This is a genomic window from Stenotrophomonas sp. S39 (assembly GCF_016624665.1).
GTDB lineage: Bacteria > Pseudomonadota > Gammaproteobacteria > Xanthomonadales > Xanthomonadaceae > Stenotrophomonas.
The window spans coordinates 12,758-31,709 of record NZ_JACVTT010000037.1; the positions used below are offsets into that span (position 1 = coordinate 12,758).

Annotated in this window: 16 protein-coding genes; 12 read left to right on the forward strand and 4 right to left on the reverse strand. The window is 68.3% G+C overall.

From position 1 onward, the window contains the following. Positions 1-10: 10 nt before the first annotated feature. From IAE41_RS11375 to IAE41_RS11415, 9 genes are all read left to right on the forward strand, one after another. The gene (locus tag IAE41_RS11375) at positions 11-1,012 is read left to right on the forward strand and encodes a TRAP transporter substrate-binding protein (protein ID WP_200733196.1); all 1,002 of its coding nucleotides are present in this window, start codon (positions 11-13) and stop codon (positions 1,010-1,012) included. A gap of 10 nt (positions 1,013-1,022) precedes the next feature. Further along, entirely contained in the window at positions 1,023-1,553 is a 531-nt protein-coding gene (locus IAE41_RS11380; RefSeq protein WP_200733197.1) for a TRAP transporter small permease, read from the forward strand. Between the two features lie 3 nt (positions 1,554-1,556). Next, positions 1,557-2,840, forward strand: coding sequence for a TRAP transporter large permease (locus IAE41_RS11385; RefSeq protein WP_079224528.1), 1,284 nt, complete (start codon positions 1,557-1,559; stop codon positions 2,838-2,840). Then, complete coding sequence (gene pelA, locus IAE41_RS11390) at positions 2,837-3,985, forward strand: pectate lyase (RefSeq protein ID WP_234458438.1); 1,149 nt, start codon at positions 2,837-2,839, stop codon at positions 3,983-3,985. Before IAE41_RS11385 ends, pelA begins: the two co-directional genes overlap by 4 nt. Positions 3,986-4,067: 82 nt before the next feature. Continuing rightward, positions 4,068-5,618, forward strand: coding sequence for a family 43 glycosylhydrolase (locus IAE41_RS11395; protein WP_325167000.1), 1,551 nt, complete (start codon positions 4,068-4,070; stop codon positions 5,616-5,618). A 38-nt stretch (positions 5,619-5,656) separates the two neighbouring features. Beyond that, positions 5,657-6,715 (forward strand): LacI family DNA-binding transcriptional regulator, encoded by a 1,059-nt coding sequence (locus IAE41_RS11400; protein WP_079224534.1) that lies wholly within the window; start codon positions 5,657-5,659, stop codon positions 6,713-6,715. 227 nt (positions 6,716-6,942) lie between these two features. Beyond that, positions 6,943-7,791 carry a 5-dehydro-4-deoxy-D-glucuronate isomerase gene (kduI, locus tag IAE41_RS11405; protein WP_079224536.1) on the forward strand — a complete coding sequence of 283 codons (849 nt, stop codon included), beginning with the start codon at positions 6,943-6,945 and terminating at the stop codon, positions 7,789-7,791. A gap of 81 nt (positions 7,792-7,872) precedes the next feature. Then, positions 7,873-8,628, forward strand: coding sequence for a 2-dehydro-3-deoxy-D-gluconate 5-dehydrogenase KduD (gene kduD / locus IAE41_RS11410; RefSeq protein ID WP_049456664.1), 756 nt, complete (start codon positions 7,873-7,875; stop codon positions 8,626-8,628). Positions 8,629-8,721: 93 nt separating this feature from the next. After that, complete coding sequence (locus IAE41_RS11415; RefSeq protein ID WP_200733199.1) at positions 8,722-9,822, forward strand: GDSL-type esterase/lipase family protein; 1,101 nt, start codon at positions 8,722-8,724, stop codon at positions 9,820-9,822. 74 nt (positions 9,823-9,896) lie between these two features. Here the strand turns inward: IAE41_RS11415 and IAE41_RS11420 are convergent, their stop codons facing one another. Together IAE41_RS11420 and phhA are read right to left on the reverse strand one after the other, a co-directional pair. Continuing rightward, positions 9,897-10,547 carry a DUF4375 domain-containing protein gene (locus IAE41_RS11420; RefSeq protein ID WP_200733200.1) on the reverse strand — a complete coding sequence of 217 codons (651 nt, stop codon included), beginning with the start codon at positions 10,545-10,547 and terminating at the stop codon, positions 9,897-9,899. A gap of 30 nt (positions 10,548-10,577) precedes the next feature. Then, entirely contained in the window at positions 10,578-11,471 is an 894-nt protein-coding gene (phhA, locus tag IAE41_RS11425; RefSeq protein ID WP_200733201.1) for a phenylalanine 4-monooxygenase, read from the reverse strand. 125 nt (positions 11,472-11,596) lie between these two features. On the opposite strand from phhA, the gene IAE41_RS11430 reads away from it, so the two are divergent. Both IAE41_RS11430 and IAE41_RS11435 read left to right on the forward strand, forming a co-directional pair. After that, positions 11,597-12,079, forward strand: coding sequence for an Lrp/AsnC family transcriptional regulator (locus IAE41_RS11430; RefSeq protein ID WP_079224542.1), 483 nt, complete (start codon positions 11,597-11,599; stop codon positions 12,077-12,079). Positions 12,080-12,166: 87 nt separating this feature from the next. Then, complete coding sequence (locus IAE41_RS11435; protein WP_200733202.1) at positions 12,167-14,164, forward strand: hypothetical protein; 1,998 nt, start codon at positions 12,167-12,169, stop codon at positions 14,162-14,164. A gap of 41 nt (positions 14,165-14,205) precedes the next feature. On the opposite strand, the gene IAE41_RS11440 is transcribed toward IAE41_RS11435, so the two are convergent. After that, the gene (locus IAE41_RS11440; RefSeq protein WP_079224545.1) at positions 14,206-15,198 is read right to left on the reverse strand and encodes a patatin-like phospholipase family protein; all 993 of its coding nucleotides are present in this window, start codon (positions 15,196-15,198) and stop codon (positions 14,206-14,208) included. 145 nt (positions 15,199-15,343) lie between these two features. Next, on the reverse strand, positions 15,344-16,390 hold the full coding sequence (locus IAE41_RS11445; RefSeq protein ID WP_200733203.1) for a TIGR00266 family protein: 1,047 nt from the start codon (positions 16,388-16,390) through the stop codon (positions 15,344-15,346). Between the two features lie 160 nt (positions 16,391-16,550). Between IAE41_RS11445 and IAE41_RS11450 the strand changes: the two genes are divergently transcribed. Next, entirely contained in the window at positions 16,551-18,818 is a 2,268-nt protein-coding gene (locus IAE41_RS11450) for a TonB-dependent receptor (RefSeq protein ID WP_200733204.1), read from the forward strand. The last annotated feature ends 134 nt before the right edge of the window (positions 18,819-18,952 follow it).

Sequence of the window (18,952 nt, forward strand, 5' to 3'; positions counted from 1 at the left end):
GAGGGCGCAGATGATCACACGACGTAACTTCCTGGCCGGTGGCGCTGCTGCCCTGGCCACGCCGATGCTCGCAGCCTGTGGCCGCGGGCCGGGCGCCAGCGTGGACGGCGGCACCCTGCTGACCGCCACCGACGTGCACGTGGCCGACTACCCCACCGTCACTGCGGTGAAGTGGATCGGCGAAACGCTGGAGCGCGAAACCCAGGGCCGGCTGCGCCTGCGGCAGTACCACTCGGGCCAGCTGGGCCGCGAATCGGAAGCGATCGACATGGCCCGCTTCGGTGCCATCGACATCACCCGCGTCTACGCCGGTGCGCTGAACAACGCCTTCCCGCTGACCCAGGCACTGTGCCTGCCCTACGTGTTCAAGTCGGTCGCGCACCAGCGCGCCGCACTGGATGACGGCGTGGCCGACGCGGTGCTGCGCGGCTTCGAGAGCCGCGACCTGGTGGGCCTGGCGATCTACGATTCCGGCGCGCGCTGCTTCTACAACACCAAGCATCCGATCGTTTCGCCGAAGGACCTGCATGGCCTGAAGCTGCGCGTGGCCTCCTCGGACATCTTCATCCAGCTGATGCGCCTGCTCGGTGCAAACCCGACGCCGATGTCGCTGGGCGATACGTTCTCGGGCATGGAAACGCACATGATCGACGGTGCCGAGAACAACATGCGCAGCTTCCATTCCAGCCGTCACTTCGAGGCCGCGCACTACTGGTCGCAGAGCGATCACTCCTACGCACCGGACGTGCTGCTGATGTCGCGCGCCAGCTTCGAGCGCCTCAGCCCCGATGACCGCCAGCTGCTGCTGCATACCGCGCGCGCCTCGGTGGGCGTGATGCGCGAGCAGTGGGATGCCTCCGAAAGCGCTGCGCGCCGCGCGGTGCTCGACTTCGGGGTGAAAGCCAACGAAGTGGACATGCCCGCCTTCCGCGCCGCCGCCCAGCCGCTGCTGCAGCAGTACCTGCAACAGCCGGACATCGCCGCGCTGGTCGACCGCATCCGCGCTGCCTGAGGACCCTGCCATGACCGAGACCTTGCCGCCCGCCGCCGGGCCTGGACAGCGCCTGCTGGACCGCATCGCCGACATCGCCATCTACTGTGCCGTCGCCGCCCTCCTCGGGCTGGTGGTGGTGCAGGGCTGGCAGGTGTTCGCCCGCTACGTCATCAACGATTCGCCCAGCTGGACCGAGCCGGTCACCCTGCTGCTGCTGGCCACGGCGATGAGCCTGGGCGCGGCCTGCGGCGTGCACACCAACCGCCATTTCGGCTTCTTCCTGCTGCACGCCTACATGGCCCCCGGCCTGCGCCGCGCGGTGGATGTGCTGGTGCAGCTGGTGGTGGCCGTGCTGGGGGGCTTCATCGCCTTCTGGTCGGCCGACCTGCTGCTGGACGGGCTGGACATCAAGACCGCCGGCGCCCAGCTGCCGCAGAGCATCAACTACCTGCCGCTGGCCGTGGGTGGTGCGCTGATGGTGCTGTTCGCACTCAACCGTGCGTGGAAAGCGCTGCAGGCCCGCGACGCCGGCAGCGACGACGCTGAAGGAGATCGTTGACCCATGGGCATCACCATCCTGTTCGCCGTATTCGCCGTGCTGCTGCTGCTCGGCGTGCCGGTGGCCTACGCGCTGGCCGCCGCCGCGCTGGCCACCCTGCTCTACCTGGACATTCCCAGCATCGTGCTGGTGCAGCAGATCTCGGCCGGCACCGGCTCGGCCTCGCTGATCGCCATTCCACTGTTCATCTTCGCCGGCGAGATCATGATGCGCGGCGGCATCTCCGAGCGCCTGATCGCACTGGCGTCCTCGCTGGTCGGCCGCATGCGCGGCGGCCTGGGCCAGGTCTCGATCCTGTCCTCGCTGTTCTTCGGCGGCGTGTCCGGCTCGGCCATCGCCGACGTCTCGGCGGTCGGCGGCACGATGATCCCGCAGATGGTCAAGCGCGGCTATGACCGCGATTTCGCGGTGAACGTCAGCATCACCGCCGCGCTGGTGGCGCTGCTGGTGCCGCCCTCGCACAACCTGATCCTGTTCTCTGCCGCCGCCGGCGGTGGCCTGTCCATCGCCGATCTGTTCGCCGCGGGCATCGTGCCGGCGCTGCTGATGACCGTCGCCCTGATGCTGACCGGCTATGCCGTGGCACGCCGCCGCGGCTACGGCGTGGAAGTGTTCCCGGGCTGGCGCGCGGTGCTGCTGCGCATCGTCTCCGCCCTGCCCGGCCTGGGCCTGGTCGCGCTGATCTTCGTCGGCATCCGTGCGGGCATCTTCACCGCGGTCGAGAGTGCGGCCATCGCCGTGGTCTACGCCCTGCTGGTGACCACCGTGCTGTACCGGCAGCTGCGCTGGCGCGAGTTCTTCGACACGGTCATCCATGCCGCGCGCAGCACCGGCGTCATCCTGTTCGTCATCGCCACCGCCGCCGTGTTCGGCTGGCTGCTGGCCTACCTCCAGGTGCCGACCGCCGCAGTGGACTTCCTGCAGTCGTTCGCACACAGCCAGTTCATGGTGCTGCTGATGATCGTGGTGATGCTGCTGCTGCTGGGCACCTTCATGGACCTGGCGCCGATGATCCTGATCTGCACGCCGATCTTCCTGCCGGTGGCCAAGGCCTACGGCATCGATCCGATCCACTTCGGCCTGGTGCTGGTGCTGACCGGCGGTCTCGGCCTGGTGACGCCGCCGGTGGGCTCGGTGCTGTTCATCGGTACCTCCATCGGCAAGATCACCGTGGGCCAGAGCATGCGCACGATCTGGCCGTTCTGGTTCGCCGCGCTGGCGGTGCTGCTGATCGTCACCTTCTTCCCGCAGCTCTCGCTGTGGCTGCCGGCCGCGCTGCGCGCATGATGCGGCGTCGCGCGTTGCCGCTGTTGCTGGGCGTGGGCATGGCCGCCACGGCGGCCCACGCTGCGCCGCCGGCAGCAGCACCTGCCATTCCGGTGGGCAGCTTCAACGACGGCGTGAACCACTGGCGCAGCGGCCATGCCGATGGTTACGCACGGCTGCAGCCACAGCAGTACCGGCAGATCGCCGACAACCTGCTGTTGCTGCAGCGCCGCTCCGGCGGCTGGCCGGTGAACCAGGACCCGCTGCGGGTGCTGGACGCCGCCGCGCGCGCGGCCGCCCTCGTAGCGCAGGATGAACCCGGCGGCAGCTTCGACAACCGCACCACCTACACCCAGGTGGACTACCTGGCCGAAGCCTTCGCCCGCAGCGGCGACACCCGCTACCGCGACGCCGCACTGCGTGGGCTGGATTTCATCCTCGACCAGCAGATCGAGCGCTGTGGCGGCTGGCCGCATTCGGTGCCGGCACGCACCGACTACCACGACCGCATCACCTTCGCCGACGACGTCACCAGTGGCGTGCTGGCCACCCTGCGCCAGGTGCAGGACGCACCGCGCTTCGCCTTTGTCGACGCCGCGCGCCGCACGCGGGTGGCCACGGCGGTGCAGCGCGGTGATGCCTGCCTGCTGCGCCTGCAGGTGCGCCAGCACGGCCAGCCGACGCTCTGGGCCGGCCAGTACGATGCCACCACGCTGCAGCCGGCACCCGGTCGAAAATTCGAACTGGCCGCGCTGGTGACCGATGAAAGCGTGGGCGTGGTGCGTTACCTGATGTCCATTCCCGATCCCTCGCCGCAGACGGTGCAGGCCATCGAAGGCGCGCTGGCGTGGTTCCAGGCCAACGCGCTGCATGGCCTGCGGCTGCAGACCTTCGACGCACCCGCCGAACAGTTCGCCCACCACCGCAGCACGGTCGATCGCCGCCTGCTGGCCGACCCGGCCGCGCCGCTGCTGTGGGGCCGCTTCCATGACCTGGCCGACAACAGCGTCGTGCTGGCCAACCGCCAGGGCGACCGCCTGCAGACCTACGAACAGGTCGGCCGCGAGCGCCGCACCGGCTACCACTGGTATGGCACCTGGCCGCAGGCCCTGCTCGACCGCGATGCGCCGGCCTGGCGCGCGCGCCTCGGCCGCCCTGCCCCCTGACGCTGCACCTGCCACCGCACCCGCACCACGGAGGAACCCGATGCTGTCGCGCACCGCTCTGAAGACCCTGCTTGCCGCCACCCTGCTGCTGGCCGTGCCCGTCCTCGCGCAAGCGCAGGCGCAGGCACCGGCCACGTCGTGGAAACGTGGCATCGAGAACCAGCGCCAGGCCGACCTGGGCGACGGCAACTACCTCAACCCGGTGTTCGCCGGTGACCGGCCCGATCCGTCGGTGCTGAAGGACGGCCAGGACTACTACCTCACCCTTTCCTCGTTCGATGCCTACCCGGGCCTGCCGATCTGGCATTCGCGCGACCTGGTGAACTGGCAGCCGCTGGGCCATGCGATCACCAAGAACGTGGGCGCGATCTGGGCGCCGGACATCGTCAAGCATGAAGGCCGCTACTACATCTACTTCCCGGCGCGCACCGGTGAACACCGCAGCAACTTCGTGGTCTGGGCCGACAGCATCAAGGGGCCGTGGAGCGAGCCGATCGACATCGGCCTGGGCGGCTACATCGACCCCGGCCATGCCGTGGGCGAGGACGGCAAGCGCTACCTGTTCCTCAGCGGCGGCGACTACGTGCAGCTGGCCGACGACGGCCTGAGCGTGGCCGGTACGCCGAAGCACGTCTACGACGGCTGGAAGTACCCGCAGAGCTGGGACGTGGAGGCCTATGCGCAGGAAGGTCCGAAGATCCACTTCCGCGATGGCTGGTACTACATGACCACCGCAGTGGGCGGCACCGCCGGCCCGCCGACCGGGCACATGGTGATCACTGCGCGCTCGCGCTCGATCCATGGGCCGTGGGTGAACGCGCCCAACAACCCGATCATGCGCACGCAGTCGGCCGCAGAGCCGTGGTGGTCGCGCGGCCATGCCACGGTGATCGAGGGCACCGACGGGCGCTGGTGGATGATGTACCACGGCTACGAGAACGGGTACTGGACCCTGGGCCGGCAGGCCCTGCTGGAGCCGATCGAATGGACCGCCGACGGCTGGTTCGTGGCCAAGGGCGGCGACCTCGGCCAGCCGCTGCGCAAGCCCTCCGGTGAATCGGTGGGCGCGCACGGCATGGCCCTGTCCGATGACTTCCGCGGCAAGGCGCTCGGCCCGCAGTGGTCGTTCTTCAACCCGGCCCAGGATGAATACCGGCGGCTGGGCTTCAGCGGCCAGGGCCTGGTGCTGCAGGGCAAGGGCCAGACCCCGCGCGACAGCTCGCCGCTGACCGCCATCGCCGGCGACAAGGCCTACCAGTTCGAGGTGGAGATGGACATCGCCCCGGGCGCGGTGGGCGGCGCCCTGCTGTTCTACAGCGACCGGCTGTACGTGGGCGTGGGCAGCAACGGCGAGAAGTTCATCATGCACCGCTATGGCGAGGAGCGCCCCACCCGCTTGGCGGCCAGCACGAAGGGCGGCAAGCTGTGGCTGCGGGTGACCAACAACCGCCACATCGTGACGATCCACTCCAGCACCGATGGCCAGCGCTGGGAGAAGTACCCGGTTCAGATGGAAGTGTCCGGTTACCATCACAATGTGGCTGGCAAGTTCCTGGCACTGAAACCGGCCCTGTATGCGGCCGGCGATGGTGCGGTAACCTTCCGCAGCTTCCGCTATCGCGCGCTGGACTGAGCGCGCGCTGGAATCCCCAGACTTACCGGGTTCACTACATGTCAGTGCGCAACAAGAACGATGCCGCCACGCCGGCATTGGCGAAGGGCAAGGCCGCCACGATCAACGACATCGCGCGACTGTCGGGAGTATCGAAGAAAACGGTTTCAAGGATCATCAACAACTCGCCCCTGGTGCGCAAGGACACGCGCGACAAGGTCGAGGCGCTGATGCGCGAGGTCGGCTACACGCCTGACCCGCTGGCGCGTGGCCTGGCCTTCCGCCGCTCCTTCCTGATCGGCATGGTCTACGACAACCCGACCGCCCAGTACATCGTGGACATGCAGTACGGCGCGCTGGACGCGCTGCGCGGCTCCAGCTTTGAACTGGTGGTACACCCCTGCGACAGCCGCAGCCCGGGCTACATCGACGGCGTGCGCCGCTTCGTGCAGCAGCAGAAGCTGCACGGGGTGATCCTGGTGCCGCGTGCCTCCGAAGACCAGGCGCTGGCCGACATGCTGGACGAGATCGGCTGCCGCTTCACCCGCGTGGCGGCGCTGCCGCTGGATGACAGCTCGCAGATGGTGGTCACCCACGATCGCGACGGTGCGGCCGAAGCGGCCGATTACCTGCTCTCGCTCGGCCACCGCGACATCGCCCTGGTGACCGGCCCCAGCGCCTACCGCTCCGCGCATGAGCGCACCGCCGGCTTCATCGACGCGCTGTCCCAGCGCGGCATCGAGCTGCCCAAGGACCGCATCATCGAGGCCGGCTACACCTTCGAATCGGGCGTGGCCGCCGCCGAGAAGCTGCTGCTGGGCAAGCGGCGGCCGACCGCCATCTTCACCGGCAACGATGAAATGGCCGCCGGCATCTACAAGGTGGCGCTGCGTGCGGGCATCAACATCCCGCGCCAGCTGTCCATCGTCGGCTACGACGACAGCCCGCTGGCCTCGCGCCTGTGGCCCTCGCTGACCTCGGTGCGCCGCCACACCCGCGACACCGGCCGCACCGCCGCAGCAATGCTGATCCAGCCCGACAGCCAGGCCGCGCTGCAGATCGCCAGCGTGCGCCCGCACCTGATCGTGCGCGACTCCTGCCAGCCGCCAGAGGACTGATTCCGGAGGAATCAGTCCTGTAGGTCGCGACCGTTGGTCGCGACACCTTAAGGCCTCAATCCGGTAGGTCACGACCGTTTGTGGGTCACGACCGTTGGTCGTGACTCTCCAGCCCCCCCCCCCTATCGTGCGGCGCAAAATGACACCGGTTACCAATCGCCGCTAGAATCGACCATGAACCGCGCCGGGGCCGAACCCTTCGGCCCGCCCCCTGCTCTGGAGAAGCCATGTACTGCAAGACCCACTACGCCACCCATCCCGATGCCATCAAGGGCGCCAGCAACGACCAGCTGCGCGAGCTGTACCTGCTCGACGGCCTGTTCAATGCCGGCCAGGTGACCCTGAAGTACACCCACTACGAGCGCTTCGTGCTCGGCGGCGCCGCCCCGGTCGATGCCCCGCTGGCCCTGCCGGCGCAGACCGAACCGGCCTCGGCCGCCGGCCACCCGTTCCTGGAGCGCCGCGAGCTGGGCGTGATCAATGTCGGCAGCGGCACCGGTACCGTCACGGTCGACGGCACCGTCTACACGCTGGGGCCGAAGGACGGCCTGTACGTGGCGATGGGCAGCAAGGACGTCGTGTTCGCTTCGCAGGACGCCGCCAACCCGGCACAGTTCTACCTGGCCTCGACCCCGGCCCATGCACGCTTCGAAACCAAGCAGCTGTCGATCAAGGATGCGGTGGCGCTGGATCGCGGCGCGCTGGAAACCAGCAACGAGCGCACCATCTACCAGTACATCGTGCCGGCCACCTGCCAGTCCTCGCAGCTGCTGCTGGGCCTGACCGTGCTCAAGCCGGGCAGCGTCTGGAACACCATGCCGCCGCACCTGCACGACCGCCGCAGCGAGGTCTACTTCTACTTCGACCTGGGCGACAACGACCGCGTCTACCACTTCATGGGCGAACCGGACGCACAGCGCCACATCGTCATGCAGAACAACGAAGCGGTGGTGTCGCCGCCGTGGTCGATCCACATGGGCGCGGGCACCAGCAACTACGCCTTCATCTGGGCGATGGGTGGCGAGAACCTGGATTACACCGACATGCACGTGCTGGACATCTGCCAGCTCAAGTAAGCCCTGCCCGGCCGCCGCGCACCGCGCGCCGGCGGCCGTTGCCGCTGATCCCGCTCGCCTCTATCAAGGAATGCATACGCAATGGCTAATCCCTTCAGCCTGGAAGGCAAGGTCGCTCTGGTAACCGGTGGTAATACTGGCCTGGGCCAGGGTATCGCCGTGGCATTGGCCGCCGCTGGCGCCGACGTCGCGGTGGCCGGCATCGCCCCGCCCACCGAAACCATCGAAAAGATCACCGCGCTGGGCCGCCGCTGCCTGGCCATCGAAGCCAACCTGATCAGCATCGAGCCGGTGGCGCGCGTGGTGCGCGAAACCATCGAAGGCCTGGGCGGGCTGGACATCCTGGTCAACAACGCCGGCCTGATCCGCCGCGCCGATGCGGTGGACTTCAGCGAGCAGGACTGGGATGACGTGATGAACGTCAACATCAAGTCTGCGTTCTTCATCTCGCAGGCTGCCGGCCGCCATTTCATCGAACAGGGCCACGGCAAGATCATCAACATCGCTTCGATGCTGTCGTTCCAGGGCGGCATCCGCGTGCCGTCGTACACCGCCAGCAAGAGCGGCATCGCCGGCATCACCCGCCTGCTGGCCAACGAGTGGGCAGGCAAGGGTGTGAACATCAACGCCATCGCGCCGGGCTACATGGCAACGGACAACACCGCCCAGCTGCGTGCCGACCAGGACCGCAACAAGGCCATCCTCGACCGCATCCCGGCCGGCCGCTGGGGCACCCCGGACGACCTGGCCGGTGCGGCCGTGTTCCTGGCGTCGTCGGCGTCGGATTACATCAACGGTGCGGTGCTGCCGGTCGATGGTGGTTGGCTGGCGCGCTGACGCGCACCGTTCTGTAGAGCCGAGCCCATGCTCGGCTGTCGCGCCCTGATCGAAAAACAGCCGAGCATGGCTCGGCTCTACAGGAGTGCCGCCATGCGCAACCTGCTGCTGCTGTTGCTGCTCTCGTGCACCACCGCGCAGGCGGCGCCGGTGCGGCTGTTCATTGCGGGCGATTCCACCGCCGCCGAATACGGGCCGGAGCGTGCGCCACAGGCGGGCTGGGGCCAGGCGCTGCAGAGCTACCTGGACCCGGCACGTTTCGAAGTACACAACCACGCCAAGGGCGGGCGCAGCACGCGCAGTTTCATCGACGAAGGGCGCCTGGACGCGATCGCCAGCGAGCTGCGGCGCGGCGATGTGCTGCTGATCCAGTTCGGCCACAACGACGCGAAGTTCGAAGACCGCACGCGTTACACCGACCCGGACACCGACTATCCGCGCCTGCTGATGCGTTATGTGCAGGTGGCGCGCGACAAGGGCGCCACGCCGGTCCTGGTCACGCCGGTGGCGCGGCTGCTGTACGACTTCGGATCACTGCTGGATACGCACGCGCGCTACACGGTGGCGATGCAGCAGCTGGCTGCGCGCGAGCACGTCGTGCTGATCGAACTCAACGACCGCAGCACGCGCTGGATCCGTGCGCTGGGCGAGCAGGGCGCACGCCCGTACTTCCTGTTCGTGCCTGCGCAGGGCAAGGCCGACGGCACGCATTTCAGCGTGGCCGGTGCCAATGCAGTGGCCTGCCTGGTGCTGCGCGAGGCCGTGCCGCTGCTGCCGGCGCTGCAACCGGCGCTGGTGCGTGATATCGACTGCGACGTGATGGGGGCAGGGCAGGGCACCGATGCGCAGCGGCCCTCGCAGGTGCTGCATGAAGACACGATTGCACGCATGCAGCCCGGCCCGCATGGTGGCGCCGGGCCGACCACCGCGTATCCGTTCTTCGCCGACGCTGCGGACCTGCCGTTCGTGCTGCGCAAGCGCGTGCTGCACAAGGGCGCCGGCATCGGCCTGCACCCGCAGCACAAGGATGAGATCTACTACATCGTGAGCGGGCAGGGCAGCTACGTGCTGGATGGAAAGCAGCACGACGTGCGCGCGGGCCACGCGCTGCTGACGCGCACCGGCAGCAGCCACGCGCTGCAGCAGGTGGGTGAGGAGGATCTGGTGGTGCTGCTGGCGTACCCGCGTGATTGAACGCAGCCGAGCATGGGCTCGGCTCTACACGGGCTGCGCTGATCTGTAGAGCCGAGCCTACGCTCGGCTTGGCTCTACAACGGCTCCGGGCCGAAATGCTTCAGCCCCAGCCGCGCCAGGTCTTCCGGCCGCTCGAAATAGGCTTCGTCAAAGGCATGCAGGGCATCCTGCTCCTGCTCGGTCATCGCGCCGTACAGGTCGTGCAGCTGCGTGATCGCCGGGTCGTCCTCCAGCCGGTCCAGCAACCCGCGCATGCCGGCCAGGATCGCGTGGGTCTGCACCGCGCCCATCGCCTGCAATGCACGCAGCGCCAGCTGGCAGGTAGGGTCACCCCAGTTGCACAGGAACTGCATGAAGCCGCCGTTGTTGATATCCGCTTCCATGCGCCACAGCGCCACCAGCTGCTGGTCTTCATCGGACAACGCATCCAGCGTCCATGCAGCCGCCTTCAAGCGCGCCAGCGCCGCCTCGTAGCGGTCGTCCCACACCTGGTTGGGAACATCGACCACGCCATCCTCGCGCGGCGGCAGCAGGGCCGGCCAGTTCACGCCCAGGCCATTGGCCGTGGCGACCCACTGCGCACGCTGCTCGGGCGCGGCTTCGAACAGTGCCGGCGCCCAACGCAGCGGCTGGCGGGTACGCCGGCCATCGGCCAAGGTCAGCAGGATGAAGTCGTCGTCGAAGGCGATGTCGGTGACGCGGAAGGCAGAAAACACATCAGTCATGTCCCGCAGACTACCTGCGCGACTGCGTACTTACACGTCGCCGCCGTCGGCCCAGCCTTCGCCGGTACCGGCCTGGAACACGCGGTCATCGGCCTGCACATCACCGGCGGGCAGGTGCGCCTGGTCGGCCAGTGCGGCATAGATCGGGGTGAAGTCCGGCGAGGTCGCCTGCATCAGCTGTTCGAAGCTGTCGATGACGAAGTAGGTCTTCTGGAAGGTATCGATGCGGTACTTCGTGCGCATGATCCGCTGCAGGTCGAAGCCGATGCGGTTGGGCGCCGCCGATTCCAGCGAGTACAGCGATTCACCCTTGGACGACACGATGCCCGCACCGTAGATGCGCAGGCCTTCGGGCGTGTCGATCAGGCCGAACTCCACCGTGTACCAGTACAGGCGGGTCAGGTTCTGCAGCGCATCCGGGCCGATCGCGTGGGCTTTGACGCCGCCGCGGCCGTAGGCCTCCATGTAGTCGGCGAACACCGGGTTCATCAGCAGCGGCACGTGGCCGAACAGATCGTGGAACAGGTCCGGCTCGGCGATGTAGTCGATCTGGTCCGGACGACGGATCCACCAGGTCACCGGGAAACGCCGGTTGGCCAGGTGGTCGAAGAAATCCAGTTCCGGCAGCAGGCCCTCGACGCCGACCAGGGTCCAGCCGGTGGCGGCACCGAGCACTTCGTTGAGCTGGTCGAAGCGCGGAATCATGTGCGCGCTCATGCCCATCTCGTCCTGCGCATCCAGGAATTCCTGGCAGGCGCGGCCCACCAGCAGCTCGCGCTGGCGCTGGTACAGCGTGCTCCAGGTGGCGTGGTCGTCGGCGGTATAGGTGTCCCACGGCTGCTCGACGAGCGCGGTGGTGTACACCGGCACGTAGCCCTTGTCGGTCTGCTGGTGTTCGACGCGGCGGGGCTGGGCGAGGTCCATGGGGCACTCCTTGAAGGGATACCGGTGATGCTAGGGCAGGGCGCGCGCAACAGGGTTGCAAAAGTTGCGCGTAATGGGCCTCGTGGCGCAATATCCTTGCGTACTCACCGTGTTGCGGGGCAGCAATGGCCGGAGAAGTCCAGTTCGATCGCACGGATATACGCCTGTTGGCCGAGATCCAGCGTGATGGTCGCGCCACCAACGCGGAGTTGGCGACGCGGGTGAACCTGTCGCCGTCGGCCTGCCTGCGTCGGCTGCAGCGGCTGGAAAGCGAAGGGGTGATCGTCGGCTACGGCGCGCGCCTGGAACCGCGCCAGCTGCGCCTGGGCCTGCAGGCCTTCGTCCGCGTGCAGCTGGAAAAGCACGACCAGGCGGCCATCGGCCACTTCGTGGACAGCGTGCAGGGCTGGGATGAGGTGGTGGCCTGCCACGCCCTGACCGGCGACATGGACTATCTGCTGCACGTCTACGTGCGCGACCTGGAGCACTTCTCGCGCTTCCTGCTGGACAGGCTGCTCAACGCCGGCGGCGTGGCCGACGCCAATTCCAGCTTCGTGCTGCGCACGGTGAAGGGCTTCCAGGCACTGCCGCTGTCGCAGCTGGAGTAAACCGGCCGCGGCGATTTGACGGCGCCGGGCGGGTAGCCGAGCATCACCGCCCTGCGCGCGGCGCAGCGTTCCTTTCCGGTTCCAGGCATGTCCGAACTCCAGCACCCGGTGCTTACCACCACCTTCCTGCCGCTGCAGCGCAAGTCGCTGGCGCGCTACATCGCCCATGGCACGCCGCCACAGACCGCGCTGGAACAGGCCGGGCTGATGGCCGCGCAGCTGTGCCGCGCGCGCCTGCATGCGCCAGCCGAGATCGAGCGCCTGCTGCACGAAGCCTGTGCACTGTTTGCCACCCGCGAAACCGCTGCCACGCCGTTGACCGGTACGGGTGGCGGTGGCCAGCCGGAACTCGATGCCTGGCTGGCCGCGCTGGCCGCCCATGGCGTGCTGCTGGCACCGGCGGAGATCCTGCAGGACTTCATCGCGCAGTCGCCCAGCGAGTACCCGGGCCTGGCCCTGCAGCAGGCCTGCCAGGAAACCCTGGCCGAGCATGAGATCCGCTTCCCGGCCGCGTTCGCCAGCGACGATGAGGACGACGACCAGGACGAAGCCGTTGCCAGCGATTCGCGCGCGGTCGAACACCATGGCCTTTACACGTCCGAACAGGCCCGCGTGCTGCGCGCGATCGCGGCCAACCCGGATGAACTGATCGACCTCGATGGCTACGCCGGTACCGGCAAGGGCCACCTGGTGCTGGCGCTGATGGATGCGCGGCCGGGCCGCTATACCTACATCGCGCCGTCGCGCGGCCAGGTCGAAGCATTCCGCGCCCGCGTGCCGGCCAGCACGGCCGTGCGCCTGCTGACCCAGATCGAATTCAGCAACCGCGTGGCCCAGCACGCCGCGCGCAGTGGCCAGACCGGCGGCTTCGTCGCCAGCTACCGGCGCAGCACCCGCACCCCGCGCGAGATCGCCGGCCGCATCGGCCTGCAGGGCATCGCTGGGCGCAGCCCGGAACAGGTGCTGCTGACCGCCTTCGAGGCGATCAACCGCTGGTGCGCGTCGTCCGCACCGCGCATGGCGTTCCAGCATTTCGACCGCTCGGTGCCGGCCGCCATGCTCGACGTGGCGCCCTACCTGGCGGCGGCCGAGCACGTCTGGCGCAGCATGTTCGATGCCGAGCTGCAGCGCGGCACGCTGCTGAGCCTGAGCCCGGCGCACATCGGCAAGTGGCTGGCGCTGCGCGGCGTCACCCCGCCGCAGGACATGGGCATGCTGCTGGTGGACGAGGCGCATGACCTGAGCCCGTCGTGGAAGCAGTTGCTGGCCGGCCACGCACCGGGTGTGGTCAGCCTGGGCGACCCGCACCAGTGCCTGTCCGGCACGGTGCCGCGCTGGGCCGCATCGAAGGTGCTGGAAATGCACCAGTCGGTGCGCCAGGGCAACCAGGTCGATGGCCTGGTCAACCAGGCGCTCGCGCTGGATGGCCTGGGCCCGGACAGCGGTCCGTTTGTGGGTGCCGCTGACCGCGCCACGGGTGTGCTGCATTACCGCGACTGGTCGCAGGTGCCACGCACGGGCCTGCGCATCCACGGCAATGCCGCCGATCTGGCCCTGGACGCCGCACAGCTGCAGGCGCAGGGGCTGCGGCCCTACCTGCACCCGGCCTCGTTGCGCGCGCTGCGCAGCGCGTTGCAGGGGCCGCTGGATGCCTGGCGCCGCCGCGATAGCGGGTCGAACCAGATGCAGGAGCGTTTCCTGGCCACGCAGGTCGGCGACGGGCAGGGCGCATGGGCGGACCTGTTCGCCTCGGCCGACCGCGTGCAGTCACTGCTGCAGGCGCTGGATGACCAGGACACGCCCGCCGATGCACGCGTGGTGCTGTGCCTGGCCGAGCACGCGAAGAACCTGCAGTTCGACGTCGTCTCGCTGTCGCCCGGCTGTTTCAGCGCAGGGCAGGGCGGGCGCATCTGGCACAACCCGGTGCGCGCGGTGTACCTGGCGCTGACCCGTGCGCGCCGCCAGCTGCACGTGCCCGCTGATGGCATGGAACAGCTGCAGCACACCGCGGCGCTGCAGGAACAGGCGCGCCAGGCACGCCGGCGCGAACGGCAGCAGGCCAGCGGTTACCGGCCCGTGCGCTAGCGCGGGATGCCGCGCCGCTCAGCAGCGACGCGGCAGAGCACTCAGCACTTTTCCTTGCGGCCCATCATCCTGCCCAGGCGCGAGGGCTCATCGCACTTCGGCACGACCGGTGCAGCGGGTGCCAATGCCGCCGCGCGCGCCTTCTGCAGCTGCTGGATCTTCGCGCGGATCTGCGGCATCGCCGCCATCGCGGCCTTCTCGCCTTCGAGGATGGCAGTGCCGCGCTGGCTGAAATCAGCGGCACCGATGTCCAGCACCTTCGGCCGGATGACGATGTCGGCGCGTGCCAGTTCCTGCTCGCCCAGGCGCTGGCCCATGATCGAGATCGACTGGTTGACGATGCCCAGCATGCCGGTCGGTGCCTTGCCGCTGGCCTTGCTGGAGATATCCACGGCGATGACGAACTCGGCACCGAGCTGGCGCGCGGCATCCACCGGCACCGGGCTGACCACGCCGCCGTCGATGTAGTTGCGGCCACCGATCTTCACCGGCTCGAACACGCCGGGGATGCTGCTGGACGCGCGCACGGCCTGGCCGACGTTGCCGCGCACGAAGATCGCGCGCTCGCCGGTTTCCAGCTGGGTGGCGACCGCGGCGAACGGCTTCTTCAGCTTTTCGGCCGGCCGGTTGGCCACCTGCTCGTTGACGTAGTCCTGCAGCTTCTGGCCCTGCACCAGGCCACCGGAGAACAGGCGCACGTCGCGGATGCTGGCTTCATCCAGCGCCACGGCCTTGCTCTGCATCTGGAACGCGTCCATGCCGCTGGCATACAGCGCGCCGACCACGCTGCCGGCGCTGGTGCCCGACACCACCACCGGTTCGAAGCCGTTGGCTTCCAGCATCTTGATCACGCCGATGTGGGCAAAGCCCTTGGCTGCGCCGCCACCGAGAGCGATGCCGATCTTCACCGGCTTGGCCTGCGGTACCAGGATCGGCTGCGGCGGCGGAGTGGGGCGGACCTCCTCGCCACCACAACCGGCCAACAGGCCGAGCAGGGCGACGGACAGCAGCACGCGGGGGCGGAACAGGCTCATCGGCAATGCGCTCAGGGCGCCGGGTTCAGGAAAGGGCGCCAGCATACCGAAGGTGCAAAATCCGTGGGTAGCGCCGGGCCATGCCCGGCGGATGGTTCAGCTGCCGCTGTGCTCGCCGGGCATGGCCCGGCGCTACCGTGCAGGATCAGAAGCGGTTGTCGCCGCCCAGTGCGCGGCCCAGCCCGCCCAGGATCGAGCCTTCGCCGCGGCTCTGCCCGCCGCCCTGCGGCGCGGCCATCCACATGCGCCCGGCCAGCCGCGAGAACGGCAGCGACTGCAGCCAGACCTTGCCCGGCCCGGTCAGCGTGGCCAGGAACACGCCCTCGCCGCCGAACAGCATGCTCTTGATGCCGCTGACCCGGCGCACGTCCATTTCCACCGACGCGTGGTAGGCCACCACGCAGCCGGTATCCACGTCCAGACGTTCACCGGCGGCCAGCTCGCGCTCGATCACGCAGCCACCGGCATGGATGAAGACCCAGCCGTCGCCTTCCAGCTTCTGCATGACGAAGCCCTCGCCACCGAACAGGCCGGTCATGATCCTGCGCTGGAACTGCACGCCGATGCGCACGCCGCGCGCGCCGGCCAGGAAGCTGTCCTTCTGGCAGATCAGGCGCCCGCCGTGCTGGTCCAGCTTCATCGGCAGCACCGTGCCGGGATAGGGCGCGGCGAAGGCGACCTTACCGCGGCCCGTGCCGGTCTGGGTGTAGACGGTGGCGAACAGGCTTTCGCCGGTCACTACGCGGCGGCCCGCAGCCATCACCTTGTCCATGAAGCCGCTGCTGGCCTGCGAGCCGTCGCCGAACACGGTGTCCATCTGCACCGTCGATTCCTTGAACATCAGCGCGCCCGCTTCGGCGATCGCGCTTTCGCCCGGGTCCAGGCCGATCTCCACGAACTGCATTTCATGGCCGACGATGCGGAAATCGATGGGATCGCCGTGGCCGCCGCTGCTGCTGGCTGCCTGCTTGGCGGCGGGCGTGGCGGCGGGCAGTACCGGCGGTGCGGCGGCAGCAGGCGCTGCCGGGCCCGCGTGCAATGCGGCCAGTTCGGACACGGCTGTCCACCCGCTCATGCCCTGGCACCAGGCCAGCGCCCGCGGGTTGGCCTGCGCAAACTGGCGTGCAGCGTGCTCGTCGAGCGGGCCGATACGCTCGGCCTGGCCGGCGGCGTGGAAGTACCACTGGGTCATCGCAGCAGCTCTGTTGCAAGGGGAAAGCGCGAGTCTAGCGGCCTGCCGGGGGTGCTGCGGGCAGGGGCCATGAACGATCGGCATTTGCGGCGCAGGTGCTGTATTGCAACAATTATCTGGTAGCGCCGTTTTACCACCCCTCCAAACACAGCCTACCGCCATGTCTCCGACCCGCACTTCCCGTGGCCGATTTCCGGTCGCGCGTCCCCTCGTTGCCGCTCTTTCCGCCCTGCTGCCGCTGGTAGCAGCCGCCCAGGAAACCCCCGCTGCCAAGGATCCGGTTGCCCTCGACGCCCTGCAGGTCACCGCACAGCGCCGCGTCGAGAACGCCAAGGACGTGCCGGTCGCAATCACCGCGATCCAGGGCGAGAAGCTCGATGTGCTCGGCTCCGCCGGCGATGACATCCGCTTCCTGTCCGCGCGCGTGCCCAGCCTGAACATCGAATCGTCCTACGGCCGTGCCTTCCCGCGCTTCTACATCCGCGGCCTGGGCAACACCGACTTCGATCTCAATGCCTCGCAGCCGGTTTCGCTGGTGTACGACGACGTGGTGCAGGAAAGCCCGCTGCTGAAGGGCTTCCCGCTGTTCGACCTGGCCGGCGTGGAAGTGCTGCGTGGCCCGCAGGGCACGCTGTTCGGCCGCAACACCCCGGCGGGCGTGGTGAAGTTCGATTCGGCCCGTCCGTCGCAGGACGCCGATGGCTACGTGAAGATGTCCTACGGCACGTATGACACCTGGAACGTGCAGGGTGCCTACGGCGGCCCGCTGACCAGCCGCTGGTCGGCGCGCGTGTCGGCGCTGTACCAGCGCCGCGAGAACTACGTCGACAACACCATCACCACCGCGCCCAGCTCGGGCTTCGAGGGCTATGACGAGGCCGCTGGCCGCGTGCAGTTCCTGTACGAAGGTGACGACGTCGAAGCACTGTTCAACCTGCACAAGCGCAAGCTCAACGGCACCGCCCGCCTGTTCCGCGCCAACATCATCCAGAAGGGCAGCAACGCGCTGGTCGAGAACTTTGACCGCGACAAGGTCTCCACCGATGGCCTGAACTTCTCCAACCTGGAAACCTGGGGCGGCAGCGCACGCCTCAAGTGGGACCTGGGCCGCGTCACCCTGCACTCGATCACCGGCTATGAAACCGCCGAATCGCTGAACCACGGCGACGTCGATGGTGGCTATGGCGCGGCGTTCTTGGGTGCCGGCAACTCCGGCCCGGGCCTGATTCCGTTCCCATCCGAATCGGCCGACGGCCTGCCGCACCACCGCCAGTGGACGCAGGAATTCCGCGTCGAATCCAACGAGTGGGGCCGCTTTGACTGGCAGGCCGGCGTCTTCTACTTCGATGAAGACGTCACCATCGACAGCTTCAACTACGACTCGCTGACCCCGGGCAACCCGCAGACCGGCCACGCCGTGCAGAGCCAGCGCAACAAGGCCTGGGCCGCGTTCGCCTCGGGCGACCTGGACGTGACCGACCGCTTCAAGCTGCGTGCCGGCGTGCGTTACACCCAGGACAAGAAGGACTTCACCGCCAGCGTGCTGCAGGCCGTGTCGGGCGGCACGCCGGTCAGCGGCCCGTACCTGGCCAACAGCGATGTCGACGACGTCAGCTGGGACCTGAGTGGCGTCTACCAGATCACCGACAACATCAACGCCTATGCGCGCGTGGCCAAGGGCTTCCGTGCACCGTCGATCCAGGGCCGCCTGGCCTTCGGCGGCGTCACCCAGGCCGATTCGGAGAAGGTGATCTCGTACGAAGCCGGCATCAAGGCCGACCTGTTCGACCGCCGCGCACGCCTGGGCTTCAACGTGTTCCGCTACAACGTCGATGGCCAGCAGCTGATCGCCGTGGGTGGCAGCAACAACACCGCCACCCTGCTCAACGCCGACAAGACCATCGGCCAGGGCTTCGAGCTGGACTTCGAGGCGTACCTGACCGACCACGTGCTGATGACCCTGGGCAGCAGCTACAACGACACCGAGATCAAGGACCGTGACCTGGCCGTGGCGATCTGTGGCGGTGGCTGCACCATCACCGACCCGACCACCGTCATCAACGGCGGCACCTACGCGCTGGTCAACGGCAACCCGCTGCCGCAGGCACCGAAGTGGATCCACAACCTGACCCTGCGTGCCGGCTTCCCGGTCAACGATGCCAGCGAGGTCTACGTGTACACCGACTGGGCGTACAAGAGTGCGGTCAACTTCTTCCTGTACGAGTCGCCGGAGTTCCGCAGCCGCAGCTCGCTGGAAGGTGGCCTGCGCGTGGGCTACAACTGGGATTACGGCCAGTACGACGTGGCCGTGTTCGGCCGCAACCTGACCAACCAGACCCGCGTGGTCGGCGCGATCGACTTCAACAACCTGACCGGCTTCCTCAACGAGCCGCGCACGTTCGGCGTCGAGTTCACCGCGAAGTTCTGAGGCGGCTGATGGCGTGATGCAATGAAGAAGGGCCGGCGCAATGCCGGCCCTTCTGTTTTACAGGTCCGCCGGGCATGGCCCGGCGCTACCCCTGCTCGTCCCCGGTAGTGCCGGCCGCTGGCCGGCAGCGATTG